Consider the following 13701-nt stretch of genomic DNA (forward strand, 5'->3'; position numbering starts at 1 on the left):
CGCTCCCCGGCGCGTTCAAGGGCGGCCGCGCACCCTTGAACGTATCGCAGAAGATCGATATTGTCGGCTCTGGCGCCGCCCCGCCTCAGACCATCACCGTCGATCCGAAGCGGGTTCAGCATGCGCAAACTGAGACTTGTCACGTCGCTGGCCGTCGCCGGCCTGATCGCTGGCGCGGTGGCGATCGCCGCCACGCCGGCCAGCGCCGCGACCGCCGTGTTCTCCGTGACGAACAACTGGGGCAGCGGCTACCAGGGCCAGGTCACCGTCACCAACAACACCTCGGCGCAGATCACCAGTTGGCGCGTCGAGTTCGACCTGCCGGCCTCCTCCAGCGTCAGCCAGTCGTGGAACGCGCAGCAGACGACCTCCGGCAGCCACTACACCTTCACCAACGTGTCCTGGAACGGCACCCTGGCCGCCGGAGCGTCGACGTCGTTCGGCTTCCTCGTCAACGGCTCCGGCACCCCGGTCAACTGCACGGTCAACGGCACGTCCTGCGCCGGAGGCCCACCCCCGACGCCCACCACTCCCGCGCCGACGACTCCGGCGCCCACGACACCGCCGCCGACCACCCCGCCGCCCACGAGCCCGCCGCCGACCACCGGCACGCCTGTCGAGCGGCACGGGCAGCTGCGGGTGTGCGGCACGACGATGTGCGACAAGTCCGGCGCGCGGGTGCAGCTGCGCGGCATCAGCAGCATGTGGCTCAACTGGGAGACCGCCCCGTACGCCGAGAACCTCTCCGCGCTGAGGTGGATGCGCGACAACTGGAACCTCCAGGTGATCCGCGCGGCGATGGGTGTGGAGCCGGCCGGGGCGTACCTCAGTGACCCGGTCAAGGCACGTAACCAGGTGGAGACCATCATCAACAACGCGGTCACCGCCGGCGTGTACGTGATCGTCGACTGGCACGCGCACGAGGCGCAGAACAACCAGTCCCAGGCGGTCGCCTTCTTCGGCGACCTGGCCCGCCGCTACGGCCACCTGCCCAACGTCATCTGGGAGCCCTACAACGAGCCACTACAGGTGAGCTGGACGAACGTCATCAAGCCGTACCACCAGGCGGTCGTCTCCGCGATCCGCGCCGCCGACCCGGACAACATCGTCGTGCTCGGCACCCCGACCTGGTCGCAGGACGTCGACGTCGCGGCGGCCAGCCCACTCTCCGGCACCAACCTCATGTACACGCTGCACTTCTACTCGTGCACCCACGGGGCGTCGCTGCGGGCCAAGGGTGACGCGGCGATCCGGGCCGGCCTGGCGCTGTTCGTCACCGAGTGGGGCGCCAGTCACGCCGACGGTGGCCTGGACGGCCGCGCCTGCCTGCCGGAGGCGCAGTCGTGGATCGACTGGATGAAGGCCAACGGCATCTCCTGGACGGCCTGGAAGCTCGACGTCGGCACCGACACCACCAATTTGCTCAGCCCCGGCGCCCCGGTGACCGGCGGGTGGAACAACTACCTGCACGGCCACGCGCCGTTCGTGGTCCAGAACATGAGGTGATCCGCTCGGCGTGATCAAAGATCGGCGATGTCGGGGTATCCGCGCCTTGGGATACCCCGACATCGCCGATCTCGTGTCGATCTCGCTGAACAGGCCCAGGCAGAACGGCGCGTCACCTTAACGCGCAGGAAACACCCCCGGTACCAACCCTGGGAACGCTCGTCGGACAAGTCGACACACCGACACGCGAACCGGGGTGACCATGGCCGACAACACCACGAACGCGGCGACCTTCGACGGGCCGGTGGGCCGGTCCGGCAACGGCCGGACGGTGCCCGCATCCCGCGCCCAGCCGGTCACGCCGGTGGGCGACGCCGACCCGGCGGACCTGGCCACGATCGGTGTGGAGGAGGAGTTCCACGTCGTCGACCTGCACACCCGCGAGCTGGTGCCCCGCGCGGGCGAGCTGCTCGACCGGCTTCCGGCCACCTCGTTCACCGCCGAACTCCATCGCAGTGTCGTGGAGACCAACACCGCGGTCTGCCGCACCCTGGACGAGATCCGCGCCGAGCTGACCCGGCTGCGCCAGGCGGCGGTCCAGGTCGCCGACCGGGCCGGGCTGGGCATCGTCGCGGCCGGCACGGTGCCGCTGCGCGCCGACGGCGACCCGAGCGTCACCCCCACCTCGCGCTACCGGCGGATGGTCGACGAATACCAGCTGCTCGCCCGGGAGCAGCTGATCTGCGGCGCGCAGGTGCACGTCGGGGTGTCCGACCGGGACCTGGCGGTCGCCGTCACCCGGCGGGTCCAACCGTGGCTGCCGGTCCTGCTCGCCCTGTCCACCAGCTCGCCGTACTGGATGGGCCAGGACAGCGGCTACGCCAGTGTCCGCTCGCTGGTCTGGCAGCGCTGGCCCACGGCCGGCGACCCGGGCGAGGTGACCAGCGCGGCCGACCACGAGGCGCTGGTCGCGGAGCTGATCTCCTCGGGCACCATCACCGACCCCGCCATGATCTACTTCGATGTACGGCCGTCGGCCCACGTGCCCACGGTGGAGCTGCGCATCACCGACGCCAACTCCGACGTCGAGACCATCGTCCTGCTCACCGGCCTGTTCCGGGCGATCGTCCGCCGGGAGGTCGCCGCTCTGCGCGCCGGGGTGCACCGCACGGCCGTACGGCCACCGGTGCTGCGCGCCGCCGTGTGGCGGGCCGCCCGCTCCGGCCTGGAGGGCGACCTGCTGGACCTGCCCCGCTCGGCCCGACCGGTGCCGGCCGCCGAGGCGGTCCGCCGTCTGGTCACCGACCTGCGTCCGGTGCTGGAGGCGACCGGCGACTGGGCGCAGATCCGCGAGCTGACCGAGTACGCGCTGCGGCGCGGCAGCTCCGCGGCACGGCAGCGGCGGGCGTACGAGCGGCGCGGCCGGCTGGCCGACGTGGTCGACCTGCTGCTCGACGAGACCCGGGGCAGGATCCGCGCACCCGGCCCCGGTGCGCCGCCACCGCCCGCCCTGCCCACCTACGTCGACGCCGCCGACGAGGTCTTCGGCCCAGCCGGACCGGAGCCGACGTACCGTCCGCTGCTCGCCGCCCTGCGCGGCCTCGGCGCCGGCGGCCTGCGCCAACGCGAGCACGACCGCGACGAGGAGCAGCGCGCCCGGGGCGTGACCTTCAGCGTGGCTGGTGAGGCGAGCACCCGGCTCTTCCCGGTCGACCTGGTGCCCCGGGTGGTGCCCGCCGACGACTGGCGGACGCTGCGCACCGGCCTGGTGCAGCGCGCCCGCGCGCTCGACGCCTTCCTGCGCGACGTCTACGGCGACCGGGCCGTGGTGGCCGACGGCGTGGTGCCGGCCTGGGTGGTGGAGTCCTCACCCGGGCTGCGCCCCACCGGTGCGCTCATGGGCCGGCGCGGCACCCGCGCCCAGGTGTCCGGAACCGATCTGGTCCGCGACCCCGACGGCGGCTGGTACGTGCTGGAGGACAACCTGCGGGTGCCCTCGGGCCTCGGCTACGCGGTGCAGAACCGCCGGCTGACCCGGGCGGTCCTGCCGGAGCTGCCGGTGCCCGACGACCTGCTGCCCGCCGACGAGACCCCCGCGATGCTGCACCGGGCGCTTGTCGCCGCCGCGCCCGCCGCCGTCGACGACCCCGCCGTGGTGGTGCTCAGCAGCGGCCCCGGCGACCCGGCCTGGTTCGAGCATCGGCTGCTCGCCGACGAGATGGGCGTGCCGCTGACCGGGAGCAGCGACCTGCTGGTGGAGGACGGCCGGGTGTGCCTGGTGCGCGAGGGCCGCCGCAGCCAGGTCGACGTGATCTACCTGCGGATGGACGAGGAGGCGCTGCTGCACGCGCCGGGCGCCGACGGGGTGCCGCTGGGCTGGCCGCTGCTCGCCGCGGTGCACGCCGGACGGCTCACGCTGGCCAACGCGCTCGGCAACGGCGTCGGCGACGACAAGGCGCTGTACGCGTACGTGCCCCGGCTCATCGAGTACTACCTGGGGGAGAAGGCGCTGCTTCCGGACGTGCCGACATACCTGTGCGGGCTGCCCGACCAGCGCGCCGAGGTGCTGGCCCGGCTCGACGAGTTGGTGCTCAAACCGGTCGACGGGTACGGCGGGGACCGGGTGGTGATCGGCCCGCGCGCCGAGGCGGAGGAGTTGAACGCCGTCCGGGAGCAGATCCTCGCCGCGCCGCACCGGTGGATCGCCCAGGAGATGGTCGCGCTCACCACCCACCCGGTGTTCGACGGCACCGCCCTCGCACCCCGGCACGTCGACCTGCGGGCGTTCGTCTTCCTCGGCGACACGGCCGAGGTCGCGCCGGTGGCGCTGACCCGGGTGGCACCGGCCGGCAGCATGATCGTCAACTCGTCGCGGGGCGGTGGGTCGAAGGACACCTGGCTGCTCGGCGGAGCCGATCAGCTCCCGGCGTAACTCACGCTTGACCCAGATGTCATCGGGACGCAACCCGGTCCGCCAAATCTGGACCGGTCAGCGGCCCGAGCGACCGAGCCGATGAGAGGTGAGTGCCATGTGCGGTATCGGAGGCGAGTTCCGCCTCGACGGGGCGCCCCCGGACATGGCGGCCGTCGAGCGGATGCTCCCCGCCCTCGCCTCCCGGGGCCCGGACGGCGAAGGCCGGTGGCGGCACGGGCCGGCGGCGCTCGTGCACCGCCGGCTGCGCATCATCGACCTGTCCGACACCGGCGCCCAACCGATGGTCGACTCCGAGCTGGGCCTGGCCCTGGTATTCAACGGCTGCATCTACAACTACCGGGAACTGCGCGACGAGCTGACCGCCGCCGGCTACTCCTTCCGGTCCACCTCGGACACCGAGGTGATCCTCAAGGCGTACCACCGGTGGGGGACCGCGTGCGTGGAACGGTTCTACGGGATGTTCGCCTTCGCCCTGGTCGACCTGACCACGTCCACCCTGGTGCTGGCCCGCGACCGGCTCGGCATCAAGCCGCTCTATCTCGCCGAGAGGCCGGGCCGGGTCCGCTTCGCCTCGACCCTGCCGGCGCTGCTCGCCGCCGGTGACGTGGACACCGACATCGACCCGGTGGCGCTGCACCACTACATGAGCTTCCACTCGGTGGTGCCGCCGCCGCGCACCATCCTGGCCGGCGTCCGCAAACTGCCCCCGGCCACCGTACGCGTGATCACCGGCGACGGCCGCAGCACCGACACCGTCTACTGGCGGCCGGAGTTCACCCGCGCGGCCGCGCCGCCGATGTCCACAGGCGAGTGGCAGGAGCGGATCATGTCGGCGCTGCGCACCGCCGTACGCCGCCGGATGGTCGCCGACGTGCCGGTCGGGGTGCTGCTCTCCGGCGGCATCGACTCCAGCCTGATCGTCGCCCTACTGGCCGAGCAGGGTCAGGAAGGGCTGGCCACCTTCAGCATCGGGTTCGAGGCGAAGGCGGGGGAGAGCGGCGACGAGTTCCACTACTCCGACCTGGTGGCCCGCGAGTTCGGCACCGACCACCAGCAGATCCGTATCGGCGGGGACCGGTTCGTGCCGGCCGTGCACGCCGCCATCGGGGCGATGAGCGAGCCGATGGTCAGCCACGACTGCGTCGCGTTCCACCTGCTCTCCGAGGAGGTGTCGCAGCGGATCACGGTGGTGCAGTCCGGCCAGGGCGCCGACGAGATCTTCGCCGGCTACGACTGGTACCCGCCGATCGCCAACGTGGCCCGCGCCGACGCCGTCGAGGCGTACGCCCGGGTGTTCTTCGACCGCCGCCACGACGAGCTCGGCGGGCACCTGGCACCGGAGTGGATGCTCGACCACGACGCGAGCCTGGAGTTCGTCACCGCGCACTTCGCCGCGCCGGGCGCGGACACCGCGCTGGACGCGGCGCTGCGCCAGGACAGCCTGGTGATGCTGGTCGACGACCCGGTGAAGCGGGTGGACAACATGACGATGGCCTGGGGGTTGGAGGCGCGGGTGCCGTTCCTCGACCACGAGGTGGTCGAGCTGGCCGCCGCCTGCCCTCCGGCGTTGAAGCTGGCGCACGGCGGCAAGGGCGTGCTGAAGGCGGCGAGCCGGGGCATCGTCCCGGACGAGGTGATCGACCGCCCGAAGGGCTACTTCCCGGTGCCCGCGATCCGGCACCTCTCCGGCCCGCTGCTCGACGACGTCCGGGACGCGTTGACCGCGCGGCCGGCACGCGAGCGGGGCCTGTTCCGCAAGGACTACCTGGAGGAGTTGCTGGACGCGCCGAACGCCCGGCGGACCACGTTGGGTTCGAACGCGCTCTGGCAGCTCGGGCTGCTGGAGCTCTGGTTGCAGCGGATCGGGGTTTAGATGAGCGTACGGACCGAGGCGTTGCGCACCAGTCGTCGGAGCCGCCCGACCGGTCGGCTGCCGGTGTCGCCGCCGCCCGTCGGCGCGGACTTCGCACCCGCGCCCTCGCCGGACGGCCGGCGGGTGGCGTTCCTGTCCGACCGGGCCGGGACGCCCGGCGTCTGGATCCGCGACGTCGGCGCCGCCGAAGCCGTCGTGGTGCCCACCGGGGACGAGCCGGTGCTGGCGGTGAGTTGGTCGCCGGACGGGCGGTGGCTGGCCTGCGTCGTCGCGCCCGGCGGCGCGCCCCGCACCGAGCTGTGGGTGCTGCGCCCGGACGGTACGCGCCGCCGGCAGGTCGCCGGCTTCGGCCGCCGCAGCGCGTCCCTGTCCGGGTGGCTGCCCGGCTGCGCGCTGATGGTGGTCACCGAGACCGCCGAGCGGGGCGCGGCCGTGCTGATCGACGCCGGCACCGGGCACCGGCGGGTGCTGGTCGAGGACGACCTGCTCACCCTGTTGGACGTCACCCCGGATGCCGGGGCCGCGCTGCTGCGCCGTGGCCCGCGCAACGCCCGCTGGTTGGAACTGCTCGACGTGGCGACCGGCGTCCGGCGGCGGCTGCTGCCGGACACCGGCCGGGGCAGCACCGACCAGGGCTGGTTCGGCCCGGACGGGACGAGCGTGCTGGCCCGTACCGACGCGTTCTCCGAACTGGCCGCGCTGGTGCGGGTCGACCTGACGCGAGCGGAGCGCGTGCCGGTGCGGCTCGCCGGGCGACCGGACGCCGAGCTGGAGCACGTCGCGGTGAGCACCGACCGCTGCCGCGCCGCACTGCTCTGGAACACCTATGGCGGGCGCAGCGAGGTGAGCCTGTTCGACCTGGTCGGTGGCGTGCAGCGGGCCGTCGCCGCCCCGGGTGAGGTGCTCGATGGCGCCGTCTTCGCCGCCGGCGGGGACCTGCTCTGTCTCGCCGCGCAGGGGCCGGTGCAGCCCCGTGAGGTGTGGCTCGTCGACCCGGCGACCGCCGCGACGCGTCCTCTGCGGCCGGACACCGGCGCCCCGCGTACCGGTGGCAGTGGTGTCGCGCCGCAACTGGTCGACCTGCGCGCCCGCGACGGGTTGCCGCTGTCCGGCTGGCTGTATCGCCCGGCCGGCCCTGGGCCGTGGCCGACGGCGATCAGCCTGCACGGTGGCCCCGAGGCGCAGGAACGGCCCTGCTACAACCCGCTGTTCCAGTCCCTCGTCGCGCAGGGCGTCGCGGTCTTCGCGCCGAACGTGCGGGGCTCGTCCGGCTTCGGCCGTACCTTCGTCGCCGCCGACAACCTGGCCGGCCGGTACGGCGCGATCGCCGACGTGGCCGCGTGCGCGGACTTCCTGCTCGACAGCGGCGTGGCCCGGCCCGGTCAGCTCGGCTGCCTGGGCCGCTCCTACGGTGGCTACCTGGTCCTCGCGGTGCTGGTGAACTTCCCCGGGCTGTTCGCCGCCGGGGTGGCCGAGTGCGGCATCTCCGACTTCCGCACGTTCTTCGCCGGCACCGAGCCGTGGATCGCCGCCGCCGCCGTCAGCAAGTACGGCGACCCGGTGCGCGACGCGGAACTGCTGCGGGACCTGTCACCGATGACCCACCTCGACCGGCTCGACGTGCCGGTGCTGCTCATCCACGGCGCCAACGACACAAACGTGCCGGCCGGCGAGTCGGCGCAGGTGGCGCAGGCCCTCGCCGCCCGCGACGCCCCGCACGGGCACCTGGTCCTGGCCGGCGAGGGGCACGACTTCCTGGCCCGCGTCAACGCCGAGGCGGCACGGACGGCCACCACCGCGTGGCTGACCCTGCACCTCGCCGCGACCGCGACCGCTGTCGGCTGAGGCGTCCGGCACCGCGACCGCTGTCGGCTGAGGCGTCCCGGCACCTTGGCGCGACCGCGACCGCCGTCGGTCGAGGCGTTATCCTGCGCCGGTGGAGGTCACGGCGCAGGGTGAGCGGCTGGCCGCGGACCTGGGCCGCTGGCTGGTCGACCTGACCTTCGTCGACCTGGCCACCGACGAGGTCACCGCACGGGTCATCGAGTCGGTGGAAGGCTGGGCGCAGGCGCAGGGCTGGCGGGTCTACCGGCGGGCGCCGAGCGTCCTGCCGTTGCCGCCGCCCCTGCAGGAGCGACACTCGGTTCTCGACGTGGCGTGCGCCCGCCCGGACGGGCCGCCGGTCGTCGTGGAGGTCGACCACACCGACCGGGCCCGGACGGTGCAGAAACTGCGGGCGGAGGCGGACGCCGGCCGGATCCCGATCTGGGTGCGCTGGGGCGTCGGGCGCTTCACCGCGCCGCCACCGCCGGTGCGGATGGTGACCGTCGAGGTGACCCGGCGTGCCGGACCGGCGGGGCGCGGACGCCTGCACAGCCGCACCGGCGACCGCCCCGCGCCGGCACACTCGGCCGGCGGCGGCACGGCTGCCACGCAGGCGCTGCCGATCCCGCTGACCGACCCGGATACCGGCACCTGAGACGGAACGTCGGCGCGGGACGGCACGGTCCTGAATGTCACCGGCGAACACGACCGGCGGCCCGGAGGTCGGACGGCTGGCGGGGTCGGACACCTACCCGTCGCCTCCGCCGCCGCCGCCATCGTCGTCGTCGAACCCGTTGTCGACGACGCTGACCGCAGCACGGCGCGGGTGCGCCTCCCACCCGTCCGGGCGAAGTTCCCGGCTTCGGGCATGGCGTGCGGACGCTTCACCGGGTACAAACGGGATCAGAGAGCGCTCTCACAGCCCGCCCCCAGCTGCGCCGGGAGTACGATCCGGCCAGCGGAGAGGACGAACCGCATGACAACCCCGTCCCGTCGTACCCTCCTGCTCGCCCTGCTGGTGACCGCCGCGGTCACCCTGACCAGCACCGCCGCCACCGCCGGCCGCCCGACACACGGCGCACCCGACTTCGGCCCCAACGTGACGATCTTCGACCCGGCCACGCCGGTCGGCGAGATCCAGCGGACCCTGGACGCGGCGCACGCCCGCCAGGTCGACAACGAGATGGGCACCGAGCGGCACGCCTACCTGTTCAAGCCGGGCACCTACGGCACGGCCGGGCAGCCGTTGCAGGCCAAGGTCGGCTACTACACCGAGGTGTCCGGCCTGGGCGCCTCGCCCACCGACGTCACAGTCAACGGCAAGCTGGAGGTCTACAACCGCTGCCTGGCCGACGGCGGCACCGGCAACTGCCTCGCGCTTGTCAACTTCTGGCGCACCCTGTCCAACCTGTCGCTCACCATCAACGCGGCTGGTCAGGACGACTGCCGGGCCACGGCGAACTTCTGGGCGGTGTCCCAGGCGGTGTCGATGCGCCGGCTCAACATCGGCGGCGGCGGGCTGTCGCTGATGGACTACTGCACCGCCGGCCCGCAGTACGCCAGCGGCGGCTTCATCGCCGACTCGCGGCTGCCGGCCACCACCAACGGGTCCCAGCAGCAGTGGCTGACCCGCAACAGCGAGGTCGCAGGCTGGTCCAACGCCGTGTGGAACCAGGTCTTCGCCGGGGTCGAGGGCGCGCCCGACGACGCCACGTTCCCCGACCCGCCGTACACCACCCTGGACACCACGCCGTTGAGCCGGGAGAAGCCGTACCTGTACGTCGACGGCAAGGGCCGCTACAACGTGCGGGTGCCCGCGGCGCAGCGCGACAGCCGGGGCGTCTCCTGGGCCAAGGGCATGACGCCGGGGCGGACCATCCCGATCGGCGACTTCTTCGTCGCCAAGCCGTCCGACCCGGTGCGCGTCATCAACAGCCAACTCGCACGCGGCAAGCACCTGCTGCTCACCCCCGGCGTGTACGACATCGCCCGCAGCATCGAGATCCGCCGCGCCAACACGGTGGTCCTCGGCATCGGGCACGCCACGCTCACCGCGGTCAACGGCGCCGTCCCGCTCGACGTCGCCGGCGTCCCCGGCGTGATCGTCGCGGGCGTCACCATCGACGCCGGCCGCGTCGAGTCACCGGTCCTGCTGCGGGTGGGTCGGCAGCACGGGCACAACGCCAGCAGCGCGGCCAACCCGACAACGCTCTCCGACGTGTACTTCCGGGTCGGCGGCCCGCACATCGGCCGCACGAACACCGCGCTGGAGGTCAACAGCGACAACGTGCTCATCGACCACACCTGGGTGTGGCGCGGCGACCACGGCGTCGAGGGCTTCACGGAGGGCGTCAACGGTGACACCGACCGCTGGCGTACCAACACCGGTCGCTACGGCGCCGTCATCAACGGCGACCACGTGACCGCCACCGGCCTCTTCGTGGAGCACTTCCAGCGCTACAACACCATCTGGAACGGCGAGCACGGCACCACGATCCTCTACCAGAACGAGCTGCCGTACGACCCGCCGACGCAGGCCGACTGGATGAACGGCCGGGTCAAGGGGTGGGCCGGCTACAAGGTCGGCGACCGGGTACGGCACCACACCCTGTACGGCGGCGGCGTCTACGTCTTCAACCAGAACAACCCGTCGATCCGCACCGAGAACGGCTTCGAGGTGCCGAACAGGCCGGGCGTGAAGCTGCACCACATCATGACCGTCAACCTCAGCGCCGGAACGATCGACCACGTGGTCAACGGCGTCGGGGACGCGGCCGACATGACGAAGGTCGGCGCGCCGGTCTACCTCGCGGGGTACCCCGTCCCGTAACGGCTCAGGCGTACCGAATGGGGGTCGGAGCCCGGCGTGGCTCCGACCCCCACTGTCGTGTCAAGGCCCGGGAAATTCGCGTCCACGGTCTTGAATTCCTATTAGGTCGGTAGGAAAATGGGTGAATGCCGGCCGGTCCACTCCTCACCTCCCGCCTGGCCGTGGACCTGATGCGGGTCGCCTCCGAGCTCTGTCCGGGCTCCCCGGCGGCCTGCTGAACACCCGAGACACCGCATCCGCGTCCGGCCCCGCCGCCGGATCGCCCGCCGAGGCGTGACCCATCTGGTCACCGGCGTCACCGCGCACGCACGTCAACGCCCTCTCCACCGATCCGGCCGTGCCGGATCGGTCCACCCCCATGGAGGTACGTCATGACAGCCGATCAGCCACCGTCCACCCCGCCAACCGCCGGCGACTCCCGGCTCGCGTTCAACGAGGACTGGCTGGCGACCATCCTCGGCCTGGCCCTGCTCGCTCTCGTCCTGCTCGGTGCCATCCCCGCCGGGCTGGTGCCCTGATGGCCACCGACGCGACCCGCACGGGGGACGAGACCCGCGCCGCCGATCCGACCGGCACGGGGGACGAGAACCGTACGACTGACGGCACCCGCGCGGACGACACGCCCGCCGACGCCGTCGAGACCACCCCGGCCAGCGGGCCACCGGCGGCCGACGACCCCGCCGGCCCGGTGGGCGTCGTGCGCGACGGCAGGTTCTGGGCCTGGACGGCCCTCGGTCTGGTGGTCGTGGTCGGTCTCGCCGCGCTCACCCGCTACCTGGAACAGAACGTCCCCGAATGGGCCGAGGGCACCGCCGTCGAGGACATCGGCGCGGCCGTCGAGTACCCGGTCTACGCGATCCTGCTCGGCCTGCTCGGCAACGTCGCCGTCACGCTGCTCGGGTGGCGCGACCGGATCGCCGCCGCGTTCCGGACCGAGTTCTTCATCAAGACCGGTCTGGTGCTGCTCGGGGCGTCGATCAACCTGGCAGTCATCGCCAGCGCCGCCGGCCCGGCGATCGCCCAGGCGATCCTGCTGATCAGCGGGGTGTTCCTGTTCACCTGGTGGCTGGCCGGCAGGTTCGGGCTCGACGACAAGCTGCGTGCTCTGCTCGCCGCGGCGGTGTCGATCTGCGGGGTCAGCGCGGCCATCGCCGCCGCCGGCGCGGTGCGGGCGCGACGTGAGCAACTGGCCTACACGGCGAGTCTGGTCATCGTCTTCGCGCTGCCGTCCATCTTCATCCTGCCCTGGCTGGCCGACGTGTTCGGGCTCTCCGACGCGGTGGCCGGCGCGTGGATCGGCGGCAACATCGACACCACGGCCGCGGTCACCGCCGCCGGTGCGCTCGCCGGCGAGGAGGCGCTCCAGATCGCCAGCATCGTCAAGGTCACCCAGAACGCCCTGATGGGTGTGGTCGCGGTGGCGCTCACCGCGTACTTCACGCTGAAGGTGGAGCGGCGGCCCGGCGCCGCCCGACCGGGCCTCGGTGAGGTGTGGCGGCGTTTCCCCAAGTTCGTCCTGGGCTTCGTCGCCGCCTCGGTCATCGCGACCTGGTATCTCGACACGGCCGGCGCGGACGGCAAGGCCACCATCGCCATCGTCAACGACCTGCGCGTGTGGTTCCTCATCCTGGCCTTCGTCAGCATCGGCCTGGAGGTCCGGGTCGCGTCGCTGCGGGAGGCCGGCTGGCGGCCCGTCGCGGTTTTCGCCAGCGCCACCGTGTTCAACCTGGCACTGGCGCTCGGCCTGGCATCCCTGCTGTTCCGTAACTTCTCGGTCTGATCCACCGTCGCACCCGCCCTCCGGCACTGCCCGAGGGCGGGTGCGACACCACGCAACGACGGGTCAGCCGGCCGTCTGCCGCATCCGGCGCAGGTCCTCCGCCGGGTCGATGGTGCGTACCGGACGTGGCGTCGGCCCGCGCCGACGCCACTCGCGCGGATAGCCCAGCGAGACCTCCTCGAAACGCACCCCGTCGTGGAAGGTCGTACGAGGGATGTGCAGGTGCCCGTAGACCATGGTGGCCGCGCCGAAGCGCAGGTGCCAGTCACGGGTGCGGACCGTGCCGCACCACTGGGCGAACAGCGGGTACCACAGCACGTCGGTCGGCTCCCGGACCAGCGGGTAGTGGTTGACGAGCACGGTCGGCAGCGCCGGGTCGCGCAGGGCCAGCCGGCGCTCGGTCTCGGTGACCCGGGCGTCGCACCATGCCTCCCGGCTCGGGTAGGGGTCGGGGTGCAGCAGCGCCTCGTCGGTGCACACCACCCCGGCCGCGTGCGCCAGGTCCAGCGACTGCTGCTTGGTGCGCGCCTCGGGCACCCGGAACGTGTAGTCGTAGAGCACGAAGAGCGGGGCGATCGTGGCCGGCCCGCCCACGCCGTCCCACACCGGGTACGGATCCTCCGGCGTGACGACCCCCAGCCGCCGGCACAGCCGCACCAACTCCTGGTAACGCGCCTCGCCACGCAGCTGCACCGGGTCGTTGGGTGGCGTCCACAGCTCGTGGTTGCCCGGCGCCCAGACGACCTTCGCGAAGCGACTGCTCAGCAGCCCGAGCGCCCACTCGATGTCGGCGTACCGCTCGGCCACGTCACCGGCGACCAGCAGCCAGTCGCCGTCGTGCTCCGGGCGTAGCTCCTGGACGAACGCGCGGTTCTCCGGATAGCCGATGTGCAGGTCGCTGACGGCCCGCAGCCGAGGGGAAGGAGTCACGCCCCAACGCTAGGCGGCGCCACCCGATCGGAAAACCCCTGTTCCTGCCCTGCCGGGCGAATCCGGTGGCCCGCATATCCGGC

General features: G+C 72.7%; 10 protein-coding genes. 9 read left to right on the top strand and 1 reads right to left on the bottom strand.

Annotation, left to right across the window (positions count from 1 at the left end):
• Positions 1-120: 120 nt before the first annotated feature.
• The 9 genes from ABZ780_RS03425 to ABZ780_RS03465 all read left to right on the top strand — a co-directional run bounded on the left by ABZ780_RS03425 (position 121) and on the right by ABZ780_RS03465 (position 12688).
• A complete protein-coding gene (locus ABZ780_RS03425) occupies positions 121-1506 on the top strand; it encodes a cellulase family glycosylhydrolase (protein ID WP_357483736.1) in 1386 nt (461 codons plus the stop codon).
• 202 nt (positions 1507-1708) lie between these two features.
• On the top strand, positions 1709-4378 hold the full coding sequence (locus ABZ780_RS03430; protein WP_357483738.1) for a carboxylate--amine ligase/circularly permuted type 2 ATP-grasp protein: 2670 nt from the start codon (positions 1709-1711) through the stop codon (positions 4376-4378).
• Positions 4379-4475: 97 nt separating this feature from the next.
• Positions 4476-6254: an N-acetylglutaminylglutamine amidotransferase gene (locus tag ABZ780_RS03435; RefSeq protein ID WP_357000122.1), complete on the top strand. Its 1779-nt coding sequence runs from the start codon at positions 4476-4478 to the stop codon at positions 6252-6254.
• On the top strand, positions 6255-8099 hold the full coding sequence (locus ABZ780_RS03440; RefSeq protein WP_357000125.1) for a prolyl oligopeptidase family serine peptidase: 1845 nt from the start codon (positions 6255-6257) through the stop codon (positions 8097-8099).
• 91 nt (positions 8100-8190) lie between these two features.
• A complete protein-coding gene (locus ABZ780_RS03445) occupies positions 8191-8733 on the top strand; it encodes a hypothetical protein (RefSeq protein WP_357000128.1) in 543 nt (180 codons plus the stop codon).
• Positions 8734-9054: 321 nt separating this feature from the next.
• On the top strand, positions 9055-10908 hold the full coding sequence (locus ABZ780_RS03450) for an adenylyl cyclase (protein ID WP_357483741.1): 1854 nt from the start codon (positions 9055-9057) through the stop codon (positions 10906-10908).
• 125 nt (positions 10909-11033) lie between these two features.
• Positions 11034-11126 (top strand): putative leader peptide, encoded by a 93-nt coding sequence (locus ABZ780_RS03455; RefSeq protein WP_357483744.1) that lies wholly within the window; start codon positions 11034-11036, stop codon positions 11124-11126.
• Between the two features lie 153 nt (positions 11127-11279).
• A complete protein-coding gene (locus ABZ780_RS03460) occupies positions 11280-11426 on the top strand; it encodes a hypothetical protein (RefSeq protein WP_357483747.1) in 147 nt (48 codons plus the stop codon).
• The gene (locus ABZ780_RS03465) at positions 11426-12688 is read left to right on the top strand and encodes a putative sulfate exporter family transporter (protein ID WP_357483749.1); all 1263 of its coding nucleotides are present in this window, start codon (positions 11426-11428) and stop codon (positions 12686-12688) included. Before ABZ780_RS03460 ends, ABZ780_RS03465 begins: the two co-directional genes overlap by 1 nt.
• Positions 12689-12751: 63 nt before the next feature.
• Here the strand turns inward: ABZ780_RS03465 and ABZ780_RS03470 are convergent, their stop codons facing one another.
• The gene (locus tag ABZ780_RS03470) at positions 12752-13618 is read right to left on the bottom strand and encodes a metallophosphoesterase (RefSeq protein WP_357483752.1); all 867 of its coding nucleotides are present in this window, start codon (positions 13616-13618) and stop codon (positions 12752-12754) included.
• Between the last annotated feature and the right edge of the window lie 83 nt (positions 13619-13701).

The organism is Micromonospora sp. NPDC047467, from assembly GCF_040643095.1.
Lineage (GTDB): Bacteria > Actinomycetota > Actinomycetes > Mycobacteriales > Micromonosporaceae > Micromonospora.